Source organism: Nitrospiraceae bacterium (genome assembly GCA_020632595.1).
Taxonomy (GTDB): Bacteria; Nitrospirota; Nitrospiria; order Nitrospirales; family UBA8639; genus Nitrospira_E.
In genome coordinates this window covers 45,325-68,055 of sequence record JACKFF010000007.1, presented here as the reverse complement: position 1 = coordinate 68,055, position 22,731 = coordinate 45,325, and the positions used below count along the sequence as shown (strand labels likewise).

Annotated in this window: 20 protein-coding genes; 6 read left to right on the top strand and 14 right to left on the bottom strand. The window is 48.7% G+C overall.

Translation table 11 applies throughout. The features are described from left to right. The first annotated feature begins 50 nt into the window (after nt 1–50). The 3 genes from H6750_13555 (at nt 51) to H6750_13545 (ending at nt 2,552) form a co-directional block, all read left to right on the top strand. Nucleotides 51–593, top strand: a complete 543-nt coding sequence (locus H6750_13555; protein MCB9775331.1) for a DUF1269 domain-containing protein — start codon at nt 51–53, stop codon at nt 591–593. A gap of 140 nt (nt 594–733) precedes the next feature. Continuing rightward, nucleotides 734–1,852 (top strand): hypothetical protein, encoded by a 1,119-nt coding sequence (locus tag H6750_13550; protein MCB9775330.1) that lies wholly within the window; start codon nt 734–736, stop codon nt 1,850–1,852. A 283-nt stretch (nt 1,853–2,135) separates the two neighbouring features. Then, nucleotides 2,136–2,552 carry a hypothetical protein gene (locus tag H6750_13545; protein MCB9775329.1) on the top strand — a complete coding sequence of 139 codons (417 nt, stop codon included), beginning with the start codon at nt 2,136–2,138 and terminating at the stop codon, nt 2,550–2,552. 176 nt (nt 2,553–2,728) lie between these two features. Here the strand turns inward: H6750_13545 and H6750_13540 are convergent, their stop codons facing one another. The 5 genes from H6750_13540 to H6750_13520 all read right to left on the bottom strand — a co-directional run bounded on the left by H6750_13540 (nt 2,729) and on the right by H6750_13520 (nt 6,254). Beyond that, complete coding sequence (locus tag H6750_13540; GenBank protein MCB9775328.1) at nt 2,729–3,010, bottom strand: CsbD family protein; 282 nt, start codon at nt 3,008–3,010, stop codon at nt 2,729–2,731. 250 nt (nt 3,011–3,260) lie between these two features. Then, entirely contained in the window at nt 3,261–3,470 is a 210-nt protein-coding gene (locus H6750_13535) for a CsbD family protein (protein MCB9775327.1), read from the bottom strand. Nucleotides 3,471–3,897: 427 nt separating this feature from the next. Next, a complete protein-coding gene (locus H6750_13530; GenBank protein ID MCB9775326.1) occupies nt 3,898–4,029 on the bottom strand; it encodes an entericidin A/B family lipoprotein in 132 nt (43 codons plus the stop codon). Between the two features lie 127 nt (nt 4,030–4,156). Continuing rightward, the gene (locus H6750_13525) at nt 4,157–5,698 is read right to left on the bottom strand and encodes a DUF748 domain-containing protein (protein ID MCB9775325.1); all 1,542 of its coding nucleotides are present in this window, start codon (nt 5,696–5,698) and stop codon (nt 4,157–4,159) included. 244 nt (nt 5,699–5,942) lie between these two features. Further along, on the bottom strand, nt 5,943–6,254 hold the full coding sequence (locus tag H6750_13520; GenBank protein ID MCB9775324.1) for a BON domain-containing protein: 312 nt from the start codon (nt 6,252–6,254) through the stop codon (nt 5,943–5,945). A 134-nt stretch (nt 6,255–6,388) separates the two neighbouring features. Here H6750_13520 and H6750_13515 point away from each other — a divergent pair, with 134 nt between their 5' ends. From H6750_13515 to H6750_13505, 3 genes are all read left to right on the top strand, one after another. Continuing rightward, a complete protein-coding gene (locus tag H6750_13515; GenBank protein MCB9775323.1) occupies nt 6,389–7,444 on the top strand; it encodes an IS630 family transposase in 1,056 nt (351 codons plus the stop codon). Between the two features lie 319 nt (nt 7,445–7,763). Beyond that, on the top strand, nt 7,764–9,128 hold the full coding sequence (gene nhaA, locus H6750_13510) for a Na+/H+ antiporter NhaA (GenBank protein MCB9775322.1): 1,365 nt from the start codon (nt 7,764–7,766) through the stop codon (nt 9,126–9,128). 387 nt (nt 9,129–9,515) lie between these two features. Next, nucleotides 9,516–10,133, top strand: a complete 618-nt coding sequence (locus H6750_13505; protein MCB9775321.1) for a hypothetical protein — start codon at nt 9,516–9,518, stop codon at nt 10,131–10,133. Between the two features lie 320 nt (nt 10,134–10,453). On the opposite strand, the gene H6750_13500 is transcribed toward H6750_13505, so the two are convergent. The 9 genes from H6750_13500 to H6750_13460 form a co-directional block, all read right to left on the bottom strand. Beyond that, nucleotides 10,454–11,665 (bottom strand): glycosyltransferase, encoded by a 1,212-nt coding sequence (locus H6750_13500; GenBank protein MCB9775320.1) that lies wholly within the window; start codon nt 11,663–11,665, stop codon nt 10,454–10,456. A gap of 150 nt (nt 11,666–11,815) precedes the next feature. Continuing rightward, a complete protein-coding gene (locus H6750_13495; protein MCB9775319.1) occupies nt 11,816–11,995 on the bottom strand; it encodes a hypothetical protein in 180 nt (59 codons plus the stop codon). 104 nt (nt 11,996–12,099) lie between these two features. Then, a complete protein-coding gene (gene modC, locus H6750_13490; GenBank protein MCB9775318.1) occupies nt 12,100–13,197 on the bottom strand; it encodes a molybdenum ABC transporter ATP-binding protein in 1,098 nt (365 codons plus the stop codon). Then, nucleotides 13,194–13,877 (bottom strand): molybdate ABC transporter permease subunit, encoded by a 684-nt coding sequence (gene modB / locus H6750_13485; GenBank protein MCB9775317.1) that lies wholly within the window; start codon nt 13,875–13,877, stop codon nt 13,194–13,196. Before modB ends, modC begins: the two co-directional genes overlap by 4 nt. 65 nt (nt 13,878–13,942) lie before the next feature. Then, nucleotides 13,943–14,704: a molybdate ABC transporter substrate-binding protein gene (modA, locus tag H6750_13480; protein ID MCB9775316.1), complete on the bottom strand. Its 762-nt coding sequence runs from the start codon at nt 14,702–14,704 to the stop codon at nt 13,943–13,945. An 80-nt stretch (nt 14,705–14,784) separates the two neighbouring features. Then, entirely contained in the window at nt 14,785–16,320 is a 1,536-nt protein-coding gene (locus H6750_13475) for an alginate export family protein (GenBank protein MCB9775315.1), read from the bottom strand. A 615-nt stretch (nt 16,321–16,935) separates the two neighbouring features. Then, a complete protein-coding gene (locus H6750_13470; GenBank protein MCB9775314.1) occupies nt 16,936–18,081 on the bottom strand; it encodes an efflux RND transporter periplasmic adaptor subunit in 1,146 nt (381 codons plus the stop codon). Nucleotides 18,082–18,093: 12 nt separating this feature from the next. Beyond that, the gene (locus H6750_13465) at nt 18,094–21,252 is read right to left on the bottom strand and encodes an efflux RND transporter permease subunit (protein ID MCB9775313.1); all 3,159 of its coding nucleotides are present in this window, start codon (nt 21,250–21,252) and stop codon (nt 18,094–18,096) included. After that, nucleotides 21,253–22,626 carry a TolC family protein gene (locus H6750_13460; GenBank protein ID MCB9775312.1) on the bottom strand — a complete coding sequence of 458 codons (1,374 nt, stop codon included), beginning with the start codon at nt 22,624–22,626 and terminating at the stop codon, nt 21,253–21,255. Nucleotides 22,627–22,731 lie beyond the last annotated feature (105 nt).

Below are 22,731 nucleotides of genomic sequence, written 5' to 3'. Positions count from 1 at the left end.
GAGATCGATGCTATGCAACCAATAAATTTAACAGAAAAAAAGGAGAAAGCATGAGCGAATTAATCGTCGTGGCTTTTCCCGATGAGACAAAAGCGGAAGAAGTACGGAAACTTCTTTTTACCATGCAGAAACAATACCTTCTTGATTTAGAAGATGCAGTCGTGGTCGTGAAAAATCACGAAGGAAAAGTCACAATCAATCAGATCTACAATTTGGTTGCCTCCGGGGCGGCAGGAGGAGTGCTCTATGGAGGCTTATGGGGTCTATTAATTGGCGTGCTGTTTTTTAATCCCATACTCGGGTGGGCCGCAGGTGGACTGGCAGGAGCCACAGCAGGAAGCATTACCGGATGGTTAACGGATATTGGTATCGACGATAATTTCATCAAAGAACTAGGAAACACGATCCACCCGGGACATTCCGCTTTATTTCTTCTCTTAAAAAAAGTGACACCAGATAAAGTGATTAACGAATTGAAACGGAAAGGCGTGGAGGGAACGATTTTGCAGACGTCATTATCCACCGAAGATGAAGCCAAATTACAAAGCTTTCTTACGTCAAAAATTCATCGGGTTGAGCATGAGGTGCAATAATACATGATTTGTTCCATTTCTCCCGTAATGACCTCTGGGGAACTAATCAAAAACCCTCAACGTTCGCTATTCACGGGGAATTCTATTCTTGGCACACTTCTATGAAACGCATGTCATGGGTCATTTTCCTTGTGGGCACAATGATACTTCCGCTCCAGGCACAACAGGCAGAAGCAGGATCCCAGCTCGAGGAACCTCCTGAAATTTTGGCCCGTTCCGGAATTCGCCCATTCACTCAGTCACATGCATTTCCAATCCGGACAGACAATCCGGGCGTAGAAAGCTGCTTTCTTTACACACCCACACCATTACTCTCTCCGAGAAAATTGTTTGTTGTCGGAGAAAGTGAAACACTCTCTCTTGCTGAGGATATCGCACAAATTTTTTCGAACGTACAAAAGCTAATTACCGTGAAGGCACGAAGTATTGAGACGACCCGTACGCCCCCATGGTGGCAGATCTCTCAACACTCATCGATTGCCATCAAAAGTGAACGAATGGACGACCATGAACGGCTGAGGTTCGTGGACCAATGGGGATACGAGCCCACCCAATTGAGGATTGTCGCTGATCCGGTCGTGCTCATTGTTCATCCTTCAAACCCCCTTAAACAACGGGGAATCACTCTAACGGAATTAGGTGCCATTTTTTCTCAAACACCTTCACGGGAAACTCCACCAATTCAGACCTGGAAGGATCTGGGACTCGATGGAGACTGGTCATCCCGGCCCATAATTCTGCATGGTTATGATGCATCAGTCAGCTTGTATGACTTTTTCAAAAATGAGGCCCTTCATGGAAAGGACGTTCATAATCGTGTTCATCGCCATTCCGGTTCCGGTCAGGTCCTTTTCGCCGTGGGGGAAGAAAAAGGAGCACTTGGATTTACAAAGTTCAGCTCGGTTACTCCACAAGTAGGAATAGTCCCATTGCAAGTAAATTCAGAACTGTTGTCCATTGATAAAAATTCCCGAATAAACCCGGCCTATCCACTTATACATTATCTGTACGGGTATCTGAACCTAAATCCTCAAACACATTTTAACGAGGCAGCGGTCGAATTATTCAAGTTTCTCTATAGTCAACAGGGCCAACACTTTTTGAAGAATCAAGGTTACATATCTCTTCCCATTACAATGATTTCACAAGAATGGAACCAATTGAGGAAGAAATCGGACAAGAATTTTCCGGATTTCACAAACGTATGCCCCACTCACATTTCAGCAATGGGGGTTTACGTTTCCCGCAATTGCCGTTAAACACAAATCCCCCTCCTGATAGTAAACCAAAAGAATACGGAGGAGAGTTAGTGAAGATTTAAAGGCCGGCACGCAATCCAGAATTTCAAGGTTTCCAAGAATTACAGAGCAGTTCAAGGGTTTTCAACAGTTTCGCAGGTCCCGTTTTTTTAACCATACTATGATCAATCGCAATTTTTTAGGTTTTTGAACGCTTCTACGTGCATGTAACTTAACTAATTGGGGTCCGAAAGGCTCTCCTCAATTCATGCGGGTTTTATTACACCAAAGGGAGGAACTGCAAATGCAACGACACCAGATGATCCAAAAACAGTCTGCTATACATTTCCGGTGGTTTGCACCGCTGCTTTTCTTGGCGACGGTTGCCTGTCAGGATGAAACCGCACCCGTCAATAATCCTCCGGTTGAACCCACGGTTTCCGACAACTCGCAGGAGATTGCCCCTCCGCCCGTGAATTCGAATATTCCAAATCCCTCCGCCCCCGGCCAACCTTCTGATCATGCCAGATTAATTGTAGGAGAAGTTACGACCATAGATGACAAAAGTTATATGATCAAAGATTCTGAAAATAAGGAAATACGGGTAGAGACTACCTCCATGACGCTGGTAGATGAAGGAATTGAAGTCGGCGATAAAGCGGAAATCCGTTATTCAGCAGATGATAAACCCATCGCTATTCGAAAGGTACGGGGAACTTAATACTATTCCGGTTACAGTCAAAACCTAATAGGAAGGAAAAGAGGGCATACGTGGATTGAAGGAAAAGCTTCAAACAAATAACAACAGAGGTCTTCTTGTTTGTGACATAAAAAACTCCGGCGCAACGGGATAACCCTTTCGCGCCGGAATCAATTTGTTCATCAGATTTCCTATAACTAATTCTTCTGATCGTGGGCATCATAAGGATGATTTTCCAACCATTCATCCACCCATGCCCTGACTTCTTCTTTTCGCTCTCCATATCGTTCCTGAAGTTTTCCTTCGAAGCGGTCTGTACGTCCTTCAATTGCCAGCAGATCATCATCTGTAAATTCGCCCCAGTTTTCCTTAAGCGCCCCCTTGAGCTGTTTCCAATTACCATTGAATTGGTCCTCATTATATACCTTGTGGACAAACCCATTTTGGACGTCCTCTTCCGTAAAAGCAGAATAGTTCATTCCGTTTGCCCCCCACGCAGGAGCACTCATGAGAAGAAAAGCCATTACGGTTGAGGCTATTTTATTTTTTAATAAAAGTTGTGTCATCTTCATAATTTTACTCCTTGATCATAGGCATTTTTGGTCAATCAATGAGGCATATTTCTTCGCTGAAGAATTTTCCCGTCCCCTTTCCCCCAGGAGCGGGACTATAATATTCCGCTTCCTGGGGATGATGGGATCCTGATCTTCACTATAAGTGAGAACCGGATTATCGGACTGGTTGGTTTTTCGCCTGCCAATCCTCAGTCCATTTATTTATTTCGTCTTTTTGATCTCCATATAATTCCTGAGCCCTTCCCTTAAATTTATCGTAATCACCTTCGATTTGGGTTAATTCATCATCGGTAAACTTTCCCCACTTTTTTTTCACTTCGCCTTTAAACTGGTTCCAATTTCCTTTGAATTGTTCCTTGTTCATTTGGTTCTCCTTGGAATGTGTTGTGAATACGAAAATCTTTCAAATTGGTTCCAAAACCGTTTTCTTCGTTTTTTCCTCCACCTCCTTTGATGGGATTTCCTACAACTTAAATGCCCTGTGGGGACAACCCACCTCTTGATTCCTTACTTTATTTAGTATCAAAACAAACACCGCTTCACCAACGTATAAATTGGAATTCTCCTCACTCTTTTTTATCTAGATATTTTTCGTCAGACGAAATACAGAGTCCATGCCCATTTATTTCCATATGTCAATGCGAGATTGGGAAAGACATCCAAGGCAAGTGCTAATGCAGGATTTACTCAGGGCGTTTGGCTTTGGAAGGGGTAAGGTTTTTCCGAGAGAAGAAGGCGGAATTCCTCAATTGTGAATTAAGGAATTCCGCCTGACTTTTTAGGGCCCGATTTTAATCGGCTGCCTTTTCAATTGTTTCGCCTGCCTTTTGTACATCCTCGCCGGCACCTTCCATAGTATTACAGCCGGTTATCGCCAACAAAGTAATCAAAAACACTCCCCACACATAATGGTTAATATTCATTTTCGCCTCCTTTGTGTTTGAAAAATTCCGAGGAATCAATGTCCAGGGAACAGCCGGGATGAGGAATCATCCTTCCCCACAAGAATCCCCCAGTCTGGGTTTCCCTCTGTGGTTGTAATAAACATTCCTAATCGTGCTTTCCGACTTTTTTTAAATTTTCGAACGCTGGTGTCATCGCCTCAATAAACGCATTTCTGAAGAGATTCCAGATCAATTCCCATGTTCCTATCTTGATATCCTTTATATTTCCGGTGATAGCGGTTTTCGTAGCCACCTCGCCACTTGGTACATTTTCCAATAGAGAAGCAACCGCACCCACAACACCCTCATATAATTGTTGAAAGATATTGTCTGTTTTGTCCTGTGACAAATCATGAATTTCCGGCTTTTCAAAAAAAGGCTTAATATACCCTTGAACGCGGCCCTCGTCTGCATGCAATTCAGAAATTAAAGAAAAATTTCCACTTCTGACATCAAATCCTGCAAGGGCTTTAAATGCCTCGTTTAAGGTGGTCATATCTGTTTTTTCAATTTTTATTTTTACATCAAAATCAGGATATTCCACTTCCGGCCGGAATGTTCCATCGATTGATGTCTTGCCCTTTCCCATAAATTTTCCAGAAAGTTTGAATTCCCTCTTCTGGGTAATCTTTGGAGTCCCCACCCCTGTTACCTGAAGATCAACATGATTCATAAACATCGTATATGGGGGAGTCGTGGTTTGATCTTTATATCCAAATTCGCCATTGTTCACGGATGCCGAATCCACTTCTACCTTGAACGGGTCTTGGGATTTTGGTGAATCATCCATGTCTCGGGTTGGGGACTCCTGCTTGGCCTTTTGTGTCTTCGTAGGAGAATGTTTCTCCACATAGGTAATGTGTGGATTTTGTATTTCCAACCTGGCAATTTTTGCCATGTTTGTCCATGGGGAATATTCGACATGTCCATGCCCGTTTAGGGTTCCGGAATAAACTTCCACATTAAACAGAGAGAAGACGGGACCAAACTGTTTGAGCTGAACATTGCTCAGGTCAACATCAACAGATCCCCCGGGAAACGGTTCGGCCAAGAAATTGGCTTTCCCCGAAACACTCACAAATCCTGCTTGGTGAAGAGATCCTTCCAGATGGACGGTTGAGGGATACCCTCCATTTATCGAACGCATATTCTGTATATTTTCAACATTTAATTGCAGATTTGTCAGTTCCAGAGGAGGATGATCAGACTGATCCCGATATGAAAAGGAGCTATCTTCTACTCGAATAGTATTAATGGTGACGGGATATACTGCGTATAGGACCTCTTGCCAATCTTTGGCTTTAACGTCTGGTTTATCTTTGACCACTTTTTCGGCCTGAGGGTAGTCAAAGACCACTTTGGCATTTTTAATAAGGTGATCACTGACAATCTCCATTTTGAATAATTGTGTCCTTTGGATACTTGCGCTCCAGAATGGAATGATGAGTAGAGCAAGCTCCGGATTCGTTTCTTGTCGTAACGTCAAATTTTCAAAGTCAATGGAGAAACCAAGTGGATGAAAATCAACGGCCCCTAATTTAACCGTAAAGTCTTTAAGATGTTTATTGAGATTGGATTCAATGTACACCCGCAATGACTCATCAATAAAAAATGACGTGACCCCCAGGAGGAGTAGGATGAAACCCATAATTCCCGACGAGAAGATAAGGGCACGGATCCACCACGGTCGTTTTTCTGAGACCCCTTTTTTTCAATTATCGCCCTACCCGTCATCCCCATCTTGGAATATGTAATGTCAGGCAACATCCCTGGATTCAAAATTTCAGGAGTAGTTTGGTTTTCATTAGACTGAACATTCCGGTTCCATTCTTTAGATGAACAATCCCCACCCCGCCTCGGAGGCGGGGATTTACGGATCCTGATAGGTCAGACTAAGGAGATTGAACCGTCAGATCGTTGTCCACTCGCTTGACGCCTCTGACTTGCGTTGTCAGACGGCCCGCCTCTGCTTTGTCCCCTTCAGTTTTGGCCACACCCATGAGATGAACAACGCCCTTTACAGTTTCAACCTCTACTCGGGACAATGTAGAGGGTTGTTGATTGGCGAGTTTGGTTTTCACAGCGGCAGTTACACTGGCATCATCAACGTAATCGCCAGAGGTCTGTCCGGTCATAGATTGGCACCCCACCAACAATACCATTACCACCGCAATACTTAAAAAAGTTTGGATGACTTTCAACATGGTCTGACTACTCTGATATTTGCTGCTATAAAAAGAACATCTCAAAGTGTTCTCACATGATGAATATCACTCATCGTACTAGTGGACTGTAACACATAAAATGGTAGTATCATTGTTCCTATGGAGGTGCAATGGTGAAACTGACCAAGAGCGAACGCATGGAATTGCAACGGCAAAGCAGTGCGAGGAATGTTCGAGCCGATAGGGCTCGGCACGCCCGCTTGATCCTGTTGGTAGCCGAGGGCCTCACCTGGGCCGAAATTCGCACGAAGTTGGATTGCAGCGACAGCTACATCAGTCGCTGGAGCCAGCGGTTCAAGGCCGATCGGTTGGCCGGATTGTTCGCCCGGTATGCGGGGCGCCGGCGTTACAAAGTCACCGAGCGTCTCGAAGCACGCGTGCTGGCATGGACGACTAAACGTCAGCCAGCGGACGGCTCGACGCACTGGTCCTCGCGCAAGTTGGCGGCCGAGATGGGCGGCGCCCTCTCCCACATGACGATTGCCCGGATCTGGGCCAAGCATGGCCTCAGGCCCCATCGCCTGCAGGGGTACATTGCTTCGAATGACCCGGATTTCGAGACCAAGGCCGCCGATGTCATTGGACTGTACCTGAACCCGCCCCAACACGCGGCGGTGTTTTGCGTAGACGAGAAAACGGCGATCCAGGCGCTTGATCGTAAGGATCCGGTGCTGCCGCTGTCGCCGGGTCGCGCCGAGCGCCACGGGTTCGAGTACTTCCGCCACGGCACGCTGTCGCTGTATGCGGCGTTCAATACGAAGACGGGTGAAGTGCTGGGCAAGACGGCCAAGCGCCACACCTCGTCTGAGTTCGTCGCCTTCCTGACCGACATTGTGGCCAACCAGCTTGCGGGCAAGGAGATCCATGTCATCGCTGACAACCTCTCGGCGCACAAGACCACACGGGTCCACGAGTTCTTGGCACAGCATCCGAAGGTTCATCTGCACTTTACTCCGACCTACTCGTCCTGGCTCAACCAGGTCGAGTTGTGGTTCGCGAAGATTGAGCGAGACGTGATTGCCCGGGGGGTGTTCACGTCGGTATCCGATCTCAAAAGAAAGCTCATGCGATACATCCGAAGGTACAACAAGCAACCAAAGCCGGTGAAGTGGAAATACGTCGATGCATCACGACGAATTACTCCCGAATCAATTGTTACGATCCACTAGATGGGAGCAGATACGCCTCAAGAGACAAAACAGCCTCCTATCTTAATTTTTTGTCTTAGATTTTTATTTTTGTGCGCTGTATCATAAACAAGATCGCGAAGTGAAACCTGATAATCTTCAGGAGTTTGCATCCGGGTTGTTTACATGGCCTCACCCGATTCTGGGACGAAGACGCCCCGCAACACAGACAAATCGGTCCGATCTCACCAAAAAAATTTATGACAATATAATTTAACGAAATGGTGGGTAGCCGAATATTCATGGACTCCGCAGATGTATCCTCAATCTTGAGTAACAACATTTCAGGACTTTCGATTCCATGGATCTTGTAAAAGAAGCCAAACAATCCGTTAAAAACCGACCCATTGAAAAAATTCTTTCCCCATTAGAGGATTTTTCAAAACAAAATGCCTCGGGTGGAATCGTGCTGCTGGCAAGTACACTATTAGCCTTGGTCCTCGCTAATTCACCCTACGGTCAACCTTATTCGGAGCTTTGGAATCTTCCTCTTTCGATTGGAATCGGCTCTAACATATTGGAAAAATCCTTACTGTTGTGGATTAACGATGGCTTGATGGCCATTTTCTTTTTTGTCATTGGACTCGAAATTAAACGGGAAATATTGGTCGGAGAATTATCCGAACCCCGCCAAGCCCTTCTTCCCATTGCGGCGGCTTTTGGCGGAATGGTTCTTCCCGCAATGGTGTATCTCTTGCTTAATTTTCAAACCTCTTACAGTTCGGGTTGGGGAATTCCCATGGCCACCGATATTGCTTTTGCCATTGGCCTTCTGGGGCTATTGGGCTCAAAGATTCCCTTTTCGGCTAAACTTTTCTTGACGACTCTGGCTATTGTCGATGATCTCGGGGCTGTTTTAGTGATTGCCATATTCTATACATCAGACATTTCATGGATTAGTCTTGGAGTGGGGCTCGGATTTTTAGCCATTTTGATTGGAGCCAACTGGTTGGGAATTCGTTCACCTATCTTTTACGGCCTATTCGGCATTGGGGGTGTATGGCTGGCCTTTCTCTTTTCCGGCATTCATCCAACGATTGCCGGAGTCCTCAATGCGTTCACGATTCCAACGACCGCAGCCTTGACTGAAAAGGAATTTGCCCATAAAAGCGATACATTTAAACGAGAGTTTCAAAAATCGGAAGTCCCTGGAGCTTCGATTTTGGAAAATGAAAATCAGGTTCAAGCGGTCCAAGCGTTAAAAACCACCACTGATCTGATGCAGCCTCCACTCCAGAAACTCGAGCATGCCTTATATCCGTGGATCACCTTTGGCGTGATGCCTATTTTTGCGCTAGCCAATGCTGGCGTTGAATTCACCACAAATATCTCTTCTCTCTTCACCAGCTCACTCGCTCTTGGAATTAGCTTGGGTTTATTAATGGGTAAACCATTGGGAGTTTGCCTTGGGGCCTGGGCAGCTATCAAATTTGGAGGTTCATCAATTCCCACTCCACTGACCTGGCCCCAGATTGTGGGTCTGGGATTTATGGGAGGAATTGGATTTACCATGGCCATCTTTATTGCCACCCTGGCGTTTCCAGAGCCCTCTACGTTATCAAACGCAAAATTAGCTATTGTAATCGCCTCCTGCCTATCTGCCTGTATCGGCTTACTCCTGTTATCAAAATCACCCAAGACCCCGCCTGAGAAACAAACCTTATAGCCACGCAGAATCCTCCCCCTGAATTCTATCAGACCATTTTCTCACGTTGAAAAATCGTGAATTCCAAGCCCAGGGTTTTCCTCAGGTCTCCCATGAAGAAAAATTGTGTATATATGGATGTTTGTATTGTCTCTCAAATAAAATTTAACAAAAGGAGCGTTTCATGCCTTTCACCACCGTATTTCAAAAAACGTCAAAAACGCCATCCACACCAGGCTCCATGAGATGCTTAGGTCTGTTTGGAGTGTGCTTTTTGACTGGATGTCTGGTTATTCCCGGTGCGGTTATTGCCCATGAGGGAAAGAACACGAAAGGTAGTGAATCCCTGTCCGGGGAGCGTGTCTTAATTGGGACTGTGGAAGAAGTCAGAGGGGGGAGCAGGCCAAGGTGGACACAGGGGAAGGGCAACCACGATATCTGCCCATGAATCTCCGTGATGAAAAAGGGCTCCCCCCTCTAAAAAATGGGGATCGCGTTCAAATAACCGTCAACGATCAAAACCTCATTGTCGATGTTCATTTGGCAGGAGAAGAGTCACATCATCGAATCGTCCATGGTGTTTTGGCTCAGCCACTGGTGACCGGCCACGAAAAGGCCGTCATTCAGTTGAAGGAGGGTCAGCAGGAATCGCATAAGATCAGTTCCATGGCCAGGAGCAAAGTGGCGTCCATTCCGGTTGGCGCAAACGCCACATTCCTGATTGATGAAATGGATCAGATCGTGGACGCCACATTTGAGAATCAGACAACAGTGGGCAAAGCCCAACATTTTGGGGGAAAAAAGTCTCCCCTGAAAGGGAATTTCAAAAAGATTTCAGGAATTTTGAAGCAACCCCTGAACAATAATATGATTGCTGTTCAACCAGATGGGGAAAAGGAGCACGAGTATGAAGTGCGTCCTCTGATTCAGGAAAAGTTCAAAAAGCTTTCTTCGGGGCAAGAAGTCGTCCTATTTGTCGATGATGAAGATAAGGTCACCGATGTGTCTTTTGTCGAGAAAGAATAAAGCTCTCCCCGGATTGAATGAAGGCAAAAAATTGGACAAAGCAAAATGTTTGTTGAATTCTTTAGGAACATGGAACCCGCATGCTGCACTTCAAACGCGCTGAACCCGAGAGATAGGACAAGCACGGTTGGAGAGCAGGCTCCTGGTTCTATAAATTCCGGTTTAACTTATTAGCACTAATGGAACGAAATCCGTGTTCCTGACCTTTGAGGGTGTAGTTTGCCTTTAGCAGGTTCTCCTAGCATTATTTTTGTAATCATTGCTGGAAATATTAGCAGGTTGAAAAACGTGGCGACTCTTTGGTGAACAACCACCAAGACTCAATTAGTGCAGCCAATTCCAGTCCGTCCTTTCCATTGTCCCCCGACCTTTAACCAATAACGGTAAGCCGAGTCTACAGTCATTCCCAGGTAAAGGAGGGCGGCAATGGGTAACACAAACCCATAGGTTGGAGGCAGTGCGTAGAGACGCAACGTGGGTTGAAACGTATACATCATAATAAGCCAAGCAAAGAGCGCCAGCCCTCCCCCCAGAGCATTTCCGTGAAGGGGCCAGGTCAAAGCGGCAAGCGGTGGAAGGAGATAGACAATCACCAAACCCATGACGGTACCCAGAAGCATCAAAGGGGAATATCTCAGTTGGGTGTAGGCGGTCCGTTTTACCATTGTCCAGATGTCATGAAGCCCGACATAAGGACGAATGCTGTGCTCTGAATCCGTAAGACCGACCCAGATCTTTCCTACCCGCTTAATTGCTGCCCCCAAAGCACAATCATCAATCACTTCACCGCGAATGACGGCTATTCCTCCTATCTGTATCAGCGCACGGTTCTTCACGAGGATGCAGCCTCCAGCTGCGCCTCCGACAGTTGAATTGTGATCGTTAATAAGGGGAAAAGGATAGAGTTTTTGAAAAAAATACACAAATGCCGGAATCAGCAGCTTCTCCCAGACATGTTGACAATGCAATCGGACCATGAGCGATACCAGATCAAGCCCCTCGCATTCGGCCTTAGAAACCAGTTCACGCAGATTTCCCCGGCTGTGTTCAATGTCAGCATCCGTCAAATATCGATAGACGGCATGGGGCCAGTGCTTCTCAGCGTACTGCAATCCGGTATGGAGAGCCCAGACTTTTCCCAGCCAACCGGAGGGCCGATTCTCAGCGACTTTCACGGTGAGGTGCGCTCCTGCTGGATGTCTGATAGCAAGCTGACGTGCAATGTCGCCGGTACGGTCCTCGCTTTGATCATCCACCATCACAACATGAAATTCCCCCGGGTAGTCTTGCTCTAAGAGAGAGCGCAGCGTACGTTCAATGACATCCGCTTCATTCCTGGCGGGAACCACTACGACGACGGAAGGCCATGGTGTGGCTTTGAAGGGAATTGGCCCATCCCTCCCAAGTCGCTGATCGGCATACCAGAAGCGACCATGCCCAAACGAGAGGTAAACCCAGGTTGCCAGGGAAAGAGAAGTAAGCAAAAAAAGAGAGAACTCAAGCGGAAAGAAAGGTATAAACCAAAAACTCATAAGTCTCCTTATAGATAAATTTCATACGATCATCAATCATGTGAGTCCCCTCAAGAAGCAGAATTTTATTTGCTTCGATTATGTATCGTCTACTTAAAAAATGTTACAAAAGATCGATGTGCGGTTTCCTCAGCAGCAAGAGTTCATCCATTACCGTAATTTAATATCCCACAACATTCCGTATGTGACAACCGGAAAGACGGCAAGGCCTTCGACCCCATTGTCGGCTTTCAACATGTCATAGCCCAAAGCTCTGAGCCGATCCTCCAGCATCACATAAATAACCTCCTGATCATCAACTACCACCCATTGTTGGCGGCAATCGCCCATCGGAACGGTCTGAATTCCGCTTCGGCAATCTGGCTGAACCCACACCCAAGAAATGAACGTGCTGTCTTTCACATCGAGAAAGAATTTTGTGGAGAATGGGATATTTATTCCAGGGAATCGTGCGTAAGGGCTACAGCTTTGATTTGAGCATGCACTTTCTGGCCTGGATGGAGTTGGAGGGTCGCCAATGATTTTCGGGTAATGGTGGCCAGCAAGGGACAACCGATATCCAATTTGATATCGACAAAGGGTTGACCGGACTCAATGGGTCCGATTTCCAGGACGGTGGCCTCTAACACATTCAGTACACTGGTTTGAAAGGCAGGTGGGCTGGCGACAAGACTGATATCCCGGGCCAGAATTTGCACTCGTAAGGATTCTCCTATGGATGAATGTTGATGAGGCACGGATAATTGACCGCCGGGAAAATTGAGTGTGGTGAGCCCGAATTCCAGATCATGTTCTGCCACACGAGTGTCAATGACGGCACCAATGTGGCTGTCCGGAATAACGCGGCGACTGCCTACTTGAGCAAACACTTCAGCAAGAGGACCGATAGCGGCCACGCTCCCCTCCTTCAGCAGGATGAGAGTCCGGGCGAGTTGCACCACTTCATGCAGCGCATGACTCACATAGATAATGGGAATCCTGAATTCCTTATCCAGCCGTTGAATAAATGTCATGATTTCCCGCTTTCGTTGAACATCAAGGGAGCTGAGCGGTTCATCCATGAGGAGTAGCCGCGGGCTGGTTAATAAAGCACGCCCGATGGCCACACGCTGTTGTTCTCCACCGGACAAGTGGGTTGGCCGGCGCTCCAACAACGAGTCTAAACCCAGAATCTCAACAACCTGATCAAGTGAAATCCGGCGCTCCGATTGCGGTATCCGCTTCCATCCGTACAGTAAGTTCGATCGGACGCTCTGATGAGGAAATAAACGGGGCTCTTGGAACACATAGCCAACCGGCCGTTGGGAGAGTGGAAGAAATATATTGTGGGCTTCATCCTGCCAAACCTGTTCTCCCAGGGCGAGAAATCCATCCGGTGACCGTTCCAATCCTGCTAGACAGCGCAAGAGCGTAGTCTTGCCACATCCGGAAGGACCGAATACGACTGTGATCCCTTCGGCGGGTACACTCGCCTTCACCTGCAGGTGAAACGAGGGAAAGACCACCTCGAACCTGGCTGTCAACTCGCTCATGAGACGTGGATAGGCAAGCGGCGGTTCACCGTATAGACCATAAGCAGGACCAGAAAGGAAAAGACGAGAAGTCCTGCCGACAGGACATGAGCCTGGGTATATTCCAAAACTTCCACATGATCGTAAATCGCAATAGAGAGTACCTTTGTTCTTCCCGGAATATTCCCTCCCACCATCAAGACCACACCAAATTCACCAAGGGTATGAGCGAATCCAAGGACAATCGCCGTGAGATAGCCGCGAGAGGCCATGGGGGAAACAATGGTAAGAAATGTGTCGAGCTTTGAGGCTCTGAGAGACCAGGCCGCCTCTAATGGCTTTCGCCCGATTGCCTCAAACGCGCTATGCAAGGGTTGAACGACGAAAGGAAGTGAATACAACGCGGAAGCAATGACGAGTCCGGTAAATGTGAACGAAAGCGCCGATCCGGTTATCGCCTGCGAGGCGCTCCCGATCCATCCATGTGGACCCAATAAGACCAGTAAATAAAATCCGAGCACGGTGGGCGGCAATACGAGAGGCATGGCAACAATTGCCTCAATGGCCGTCCGGGCTCTGGATCGGGTATGTGCGAGCCACCAGGCAAGCGGGGTTCCAATGATCAGAAGCACAATCACGGTCACCCCGGCCAGACGCAACGTCAGCCAGAGAGGTCCCAAGTCCACCTCAGATAGTGTCATGACTTCCTATGTAGCATTATCGCCTATCGAATGAAAGTATTGTTCTCATATGTTGCCATGTATGGTTATGGCAGCTCATAGCCAAATCGCTTAATAATGGCAAGGCTATTATCTCCTTTAACATACTCCAAGAATGCTCTGGCACCGGCATTGTTCTGTCCACTCACTAACAGGACCGCTTCCTGCTCAATTCCATCGTGGAAGGAAGTTGGCACATCCCATCGGCTGCCGCTCCCGTTAATTTTGGGATCCAATACTTGGGAAAGGGCCACAAATCCGAGTTGAGCATTTCTGGAAAACACAAATTGAAACGCTTGTCCGATGTTTTCCCCCTGAACGATCCGATCCTTGAGGGATTTCCAGAGACCCATCTTCTTGAGTGTTTGTTCCGCAGCCCTGCCATAAGGGGCGGTTTTCGGATTGGCAATGGCCAGATGATCGAAGTGGCCGTCTGATAGAACGTGTGATGCCTCGCCCTGAATCACGTTTGCATTTGGACTCCATAAAGTCAGACGCCCCACAGAGTAAACAAACCGGCTTTCCTTGACTGCCAGACCTTCCTCTTCCAACAATTGTGGCCGCTCAGCATCTGCTGAAAAGAAGACATCGAACGGAGCACCGTTCTTGATTTGTGCATACAGTTTTCCGCTCGATCCGGAACTGACCAGTATCGTGTGACTCGTGTCTGCCTGAAAATTCGTGATAATTTCGTTAAGAGTCGATAAAAAATTCGCGGCAACGGCCACCCTGACTTCCTCCGCGGCGGCGGTCGTTACACATACATAAAATAAGAACATAAAGCCAAAAGTAGGGATTCGGAGAAACATTATCCACCTTTCAAGACATAAGGGCCGCCAGACGGCTCATGATAGAGAACGGGCTGCCCCTGTTTAAGAACTGAGCCTGTTCACAATCTGATCCGCATGGAAAGATAAAAATAATCCGTATCCTTGTTCCCGCCTTGAGGCAGATTGGCCGAAGCAGGAAGGCGGTCGAAATACGACCCCTTAAACCAATGATCGTACCCGGCATCAATATCCAGGTTTTGACTTACGACCCAGGATACCCGTACTTCCAGATCATGTCCTAAATAATTTCCTGCCCCTCCTGTGGGATCTTGTAAAAGAATCCCTCCATTCACGGCACTGCCTTGAGCTAAGTACCAGAACCGCTGCTTGATTTGCATGGTCAAGCTTTCGGCAGGCTTCATCACCAACCGCCAGCCGGGAGAACTGATGTTGGATCGGAGAAATGGTCCGAATATTCCTGTAGGCATCAAATCCCATCGTCGGGCCCCAAACAATGGATCAAAGGTTCCATTCTGACTTCCTCCCGGGGTGCGGGTTCCGCTTGCATAGGAATACTGAACAAGAAATTGAGGCGTCCAGGGCGCATCAAACGTATAGCCAACTTGCACATTGGGATTATAGGCAAAATGATCGACCTGCCCTAATTGTCCCACTTGAATGGCTCCCTCCAATTCATAATCGAATTCACTGACTGCAGGATTCTTCAACAGCCGAAATCCGTACGTCCCATAGGTACGATGAAGATTGGCATTTTGCTGTCGTTGATCGTTGAGACCGTAATAAAAAGCATTGATATTCATCCAGGGGATTTGAAGGTTTTCCAGATACGCGCCCCAAAATAAAAACTTCTTATTCTGCTCGTCGAGTTGAACCTCGTCCCGGATAACCGGTTCGGTGATAAAAGCGCGGAGTCGCCATGTATCCGGTTTTCCAATCTGCCAATGGACACCGTCAAAGGCATTCGTGGTATTGCGAAAGTCATTGCGGGCAACGTACCGACGGCCGCCCATGTCCAGAGTCATGCGACCGAAATGCAGGTCGGTTCGCAACCCACTTCCTGCAACATTATCTACGGTCAATGATCCGAATAACTGTAAAATATCCCATTCATCGACTGTGGTATTATTGACAAAACCCCCAATTTGGGCACCGTATTCCCGAGAATCCTGTCCCTCAAAAAGAAACCGGAAAGGACCATTACCCAATCCGAAGCGCACTCTGGACCGGAGGAGCCACTGAGAATCCGTTCGCCCCCCTCCAATTTTTGCAGTAGATCTCCACGGATGACTGACACTTTCAAAGCGCGTGCGATTTTCAATCCCCAAATCAACGAAATCCGGCAGGCCCAACGCCGACTTCAGATACCGATTCCATTGAGTCTCTTTATCTTGGATAAGGACGGCATCAGCCGTTTCCCTCCAGTTTCTTCCGTTCTGTGCTTCTGCCCGATCCTTAATCCGTGTAAAAAACTCTCCATACGGCGAACCCTTTTCAACGGCTAAGGAGGAGGAACTCGAAGAGACGGGCTTAGCCGCCAAAACCGAAGTGGAATTAATCAGCATAGCCATTCCCAATCCCAATCCAGCCATCATCAAGACATTCACATTACTTGCCTTTTTCTGATCACGACACATTCTTCCTGGACGTTTAACTGACCAAAAAGTGTTCCCCCAAAAATTTTGGGTTTAATGTAATTTTAAAATGTATTTATGTCAAGTTAAAGATACATCATTCCGGGAACCCCAAAAGACCTCCTGGCTGGTGGAATATTGTTACACAGGGGAACACATCTCGAGGAATTTTAGGAACGGGAGAAAAACCAAAGAGAGCCCGTTACTTGTGAAAGCAAAGGAGACCTATTCGAACGATTGTCCCCCTTCTTCGATAGTGTGCCAGCCTGTAATTGTCAGGATGAGTTCGTTGACAGATCCGGTCGGGACATCCTGAGAGACACATCCCCTTTGGGAATCGGGATATTCGCTGCATATCCTCAGCAACGCAGCAGACCTATCGCCGTGCGAGACAATTACGACCGGCTTTTCCGGGGATTATTCAGCCTGCTTTTTAAAGCCAGCCTTAGCATGAAATTTTCCATCTGCGAGAGACTCTCATCCTTCATGGCGTGAACCCTGTCCTAAAGCCCACTGCTTCATGAATAGCCCTTGAATGACACCCCATAAAAAAAATTGGGTGTATGAGCAGAAGAATTTTCACCGTTGATCGAAGAGGCTTTCTTGAAGGAAGCTGATCTAGGTGCGGGTGTTGAGGGGTATCTCCTTAGAAACCGGAATAATTTTTGTACCTGGCCTAATTTCGTCAGTTCCCCTAAACACAACGAGATCATCCGATTGGAGAGCGCCAAACACTTCAACCATGAAGCCACTCTTTGCTCCCTTTCGAACGGGGATCCATTCCACCAGGTTTTCTTTGACCAACAGCACAAAAACGTTTTCCGTCGTGGTGACAACGGCCGTGGCCGGAACAAACAATGTGGGAGTGGATCGGCGAATCGGCCAGCGGACCTCTGGGAACATCCCTGCAGCCAACCGCATAGTCGGATTGTCGACGTCCATTTCCACGGGCATAGATCGGGTTTTAGGATCGACCGATTGAGAAATACGAGACACCACTCCCTGAAAAATTTCCTCCGGATAGGCCGGCACGCTAAATGGCACGGTTGCCCCTTTATCAATTGACCCGGCATAGGTTTCCGGAACCGGAACGATCAATCGCAAGTGCACAATTTGCTCTAACCGTAATAATGATGAGGCGCGGCCGCCTGCGGCGTCAGGCCCCACAACCGCTCCCGGATGAATATTCCGTTGTGTGATCACACCATCGAATGGCGCCGTCACCCGCAAATATTTTTCCATTTCTTGTAAGGATTGGAGACGAGCTGTCAGGGCTTCCTGATGGTGCTGGGCCAATTCCACATCGTTTCCAGCCACGATACCTGGTGTAGAGGCCGCAGCTTGAAGACGGGTATACGTGATGTTTGCCGCACGAAGTTGAGCTTCCGCTTCCCTCATCTGCGCTTGCAACTCTGGGGCGCGTAATTGGATGAGAATATCCCCTTTCTTGACTTTTGCACCACGATCCACGTTGACGGATTCCACGATTCCCACGATTTTTGGTGAAAGGTCGACACTCAAAAAAGGAAGCAATTCTCCCGGCAAGGGTATCGTCTCTTGCAAATATTGGCTGGAAACGGCCACCACTTCGATTGAAACCGGTTGAGTACTGCCCGCAGGAATTCCTGATATTTCCAGGGAATGAGTTGAGGAAGAAGAAACCGTGGGGTCCTGAGGAACATGCCTTTCGTTGCTCAGAACCATCACACCTGCCGCAATAAGTCCCAGCAACACCAGCCCGATTCCGATCATCTTGCCTGACATAGCAACTCCCGGCTAATTGGGAACGGTGACGTCCGATGGTTCATAGTGAATACTTGATGGATCGTCGGGATCTAATGACGGAGACTGGATGCCTCCCCGCTTTTCCAGAATCGCATACGCGGCAGGCAAGATCAGCAAACTGGAGACGGTGGCGAACAACAATCCTCCAATCACTGCCTGTCCGAGAGGGGCCACCTGTTCCCCTCCTTCCATGATCCCCAATGCCATCGGCAACATGCCAACCATCATAGCCAATCCCGTCATGAGAATCGGACGAGCCCGGCTTTGTGCCCCTTCGCGAGCAGCTTCGAATGAGGAGTGTCCCCGTTTCCGATATTGTTCGGCAAACGACACCAAAAGAATCGCATTCGCCACAGCCACCCCCGTGGCCATAATCGCCCCCAAAAACGACTGAATATTCAGTGTGGTTCCGAAAAATGTCAGCCCAAGCACAACTCCCATCAATACGGCAGGCGTCGTCAGCAACACCACCAAGGCGCTTCGCCAGGATTGAAAGTTTGCGGCTAAGAGCAGGAAGATGGTCAGTAATGCCAGGGCTAATCCCAGTTGGAGGTTGACGAACATTTCCCTCATAGGGGCGATTTGCCCTCGAACGTCCACCCGAACCCCTTTCGGAGGCGGGCCGACCCGATTTAACGCGGCCTCAATATGTTCCGCTGCCCGTCCTAAATCTTTTCCCGTCACATTAGCCACAATCGTAACCATTCGTTGCATGTTATACCGTGCATACTCTCCAATAGAAGTTCCAGGAATGACCTCCGCTACGTCACGAAGCAACGGCCCCCGCCCGCCTTCTAACTTCACCGGAAGATTCAGCATATCCTGCACGGACTGAAATTCCGATTGGGGAATTTCCACCTGCACCTGATAGGCTCTTCCAGATTTGGGATCACGCCAATAAATCGGTTCCACAAAACGGGTTGAGGAAGTCGCCGAGACCACCGCCCTGGCCACCTCACCGGCCGTTACACCAAGCTGGCCCCCTCGCACTCGATCCACGTGCACTGCCAGGGTGGGATAATCCAAGGGTTGTCCGAAGCGCAGATCTCGGATGGCAGATAGATGCGAGAGTTCCTCTCGCACTCGTTCCCCATACGCCCGGTTAGCCTCCATATTCGGTCCGCTCATCGCGATTTCAATCGGGGTTGGAGATCCCATGCTCATGACCTGCGTGACAATATCGCCGCTCTCAAAGGTATAACGTGTCCCGGGAAAACGCTTGGGTAACAATTCTCTCAATCGTTCTTTCACCTGCTCCAGGGAAACATCGGAACCCCGTTTCAGCGCCACCAACAATACCGCTTCATGAGGTCCGCTGCTCCACATATACAAGGTATTCACCGGGTAACTAGACGGATGAACTCCCACAAACCCCAGACTGATATTAATCCGTTCCGGGCCGATTTCCTGTTTGATTGTCTCCAGAATTTCCTTCGTCAACACTTCCGTCCGTTCGACACGGGTTCCATTCGGAGCCAAAATTCGTAATTGAAAGTGTCCGGTATCGACCCGAGGAAAGATATCCAATCCCAGCCTGGCACCTACAACTACCACGGTCGCCATACTGAGCAGCAAATAGCCGACGAGGACCAGTCCCTTATGGCTCAATGTCCAGTTCAAGGCATTGCTGTACCAGGCAGGGATGGTCGGACCTTCTCTCCCCTCGGCCTTGGGATGCCCACCCAACAGCCACACAGCCAAGACGGGCACTAAAGTCGTGGAAAGGACGTAGGAGGCCGCCATGGCAAAGCCCACTGCCAATGCCAATGGCACAAACAAGGCTTTCGCTACTCCACTCATAAAAAAGGACGGAAGAAACACCGCTAAAATACTCAGCATAGCCAGGAGAAGAGGCACCACCACTTCACCACGTGAATCCTTAACGGCCCTCCCCAAGCTCTTCCCACGAGACAAATGGGCATGCACATTTTCAATCGTGACCGTGGATTCATCCACCAAAATACCCACTGCCAGGGCCAAGCCCCCTAACGTCATAATATTAATGGTCTGCCCTGCTGCCCACAAAGCCACAACGGCGGATAAGAGGGCAAATGGAATGGTCATCACAACTATCACCGAACTCCGCCAACTCCGGAGAAATATCCACACCACTAATCCCGTCAAGACCGCTCCCAGGGCACTTTCCACGACGACGGCCTTTACCGCATTCGTAACATAGGTTGATTGATCAAATTCAAAACTAATCTGAATATCGTCAGGCACCGCATCCCGAAAAGTCGGGAGTGAGGCTTTAATGCGATTCACCACAGCCATGGTGGAGGCATCGGCCCGCTTAGTGACCGGGATGTAGACCGTGCGTCGCCCGTTCACCATGGCATAACTGGTGACAATGTCCTCCCCGTCTTCCACGGTTCCCACGTCTTTCAAAAAGACCGTGGGCCCTGACCCCAAACGTATAGGCAGTTGCTCCAATTCTGCGATGTTTTCGACGACAGAATTCACAGGGGTTAGATAGGACAAATCTCCTATGCGGACATTGCCTGCCGGCATGAGCATATTACCCGTTCGCACAGCCTGAACCACTTCCTCTGGAGACATTCCAAATGCCCGCAACCGTTCCGGGTTCACCTTAATCACGATGGTTCGAGCCGTCCCTCCAAATGGCGGAGGGGCAGACACACCAGGAACTGCGGAAAACATCGGGCGCACTCTGAACAACGCCAGATCTTGAATGTCTTTCAGACTGCGTGAATCGCTCTGAAAAACCAAATACCCAACCGGCACACTCCCGGCATCAAATCTCGAAATAAAGGGTGGCACCGTGCCCGGAGGCATAAACGCACGGGATCGATTTACATAGGCAACGGTCTGCGCCAAGGCCTGATCCATATCCGTATCCGGATAAAAAAACAATTTCATCAATGCAGCACCCTGGATGGATTTGGATTCGACATGCTCGATGCCGGTAATATAGAGAAAATGATATTCATAGAACGAGACCAGATAGGCCTCCATTTGGGCCGGGTCCATGCCTCCATAGGGTTGGGCAACGTAAATGGCTGGCAGACCCAAATTCGGAAAGATGTCGATGGCCATCCGTTTGACCACCAGATAGGAAAATAAGGCCATGGCCGCGACCAGCACCATAATGGTCACGGGTCGCCGGAGGGCAAAGAGAAGGAGCTTCATTTAACGGCCAGGTGACGAAGAAGACGGGCGCGCAAGCCGTAAAAATTCTGATAGCTCGCCCTGAACTCCTGAAAAGGCCAACAAGGCTTTCCACACACCGAGACGCGCCCGCGCATCATCCACTTCTGCCTGAACCACAAGCCGCTGCGCCTCAGCCACATCCACGACTGTGGCCAGACCGGCTTTAAATTGCGCGGCCGCTTGGGATTCCGTCAGGCGAGCGGCTTGGAATTGGATGGGCGTGTTTTCGGCAATGCGCTTGGTACTCTCCATGAGCGATCGAGCTTTTACCTGCTGCGCGGTCAGTTCTTGAATCACTCGATCGTAGCGGGCCATTTCGGCCAGATTGCGATAATGCTCTTGTTGCTTTTGTGCGCGGATGGTCGAAGAATCCAAAAGGGAAAAGGTCGCCGTCAGGCCGACCGACCAATTCGGCACATCCGGCAATAACCCTTCTCCTCCACCACCTCGATTGCCCTGGTTGTCCCATCCGCTACCACGGCCGAAAAAGGCGCTTTGCAAGTTGAATTTTGGCACCCAGGCATGGGCTAAGGCCTCCTCCCTCATTTTCGGAATATCGGCTGCGGCTTTTTGGACTAAAGCTAAGGGGTGCTGTGCTGGATCCTTCTTATCGGAAACTGATCCTTGAGGGAAACGGCTCAACACGGGATCTTTGATTGAAATTTGCGTGCCGGCCATTCCCAGCACTTGTGATAATGTGGCCATTCGTGATCGTTCAACCTGCTCTGCTTCCAATAGGTGAGTGCGTGCCACCGCCGTCTCGGCTTGTGCACGGGATCCGTCAACTCCTGCCCGCAACTGATTACGGACGAGAACCTCGACGGTCTTAGCGAAGACAACCCGGCGTTCCAAATTGGCTTGTAGGGCCTGGCGAGACTCCTGGGCCATGATGACATCGATATAGGCGTCTCCAACAGCCAATGCCACTTCAAGCTGGGTAAGAGTGATAAAGGCTTTCGAATGACGCTCCATGGTCTGGGCGGCACTCACCTGGGCCGACCGCAAACCAAAGTCAAAGGGTTCCCATTCCAGCAGAATGCCGGCGGCACTGCCCCAGCTACTACTATAGGAACTTCGTCCTAGATCAGGACCGGAAATCGGTTGAAAAAAAGAATTCGGGAAAAACATCCCGGAAACATTATTAAAGGTCGAGCGAGTCCCTTGAACGCCAATTTCCACCCGAGGAAGATAACTGGTCTCCGCGAGATCAATGCCCGACTGGGCTTCTTTTTGCTTGGCAAGCGATTCCCGCACGGCAGGATAATGTTCCAAAGCATATTCAATAGCTTGAAGCAAGCTATATTGAAAGGAGGGCTGTTCGGGCTGTTTGGCATGACCAGCTTCTGTCCCCAAAGAACAACACAAAAAGAACACTGACCCAAAAATTGTGATCAGATTCAACTGATTCTCTCGTCCTTTCAGAGAATGTTCATTGACGGTATAAGTGTTTAGGAATGG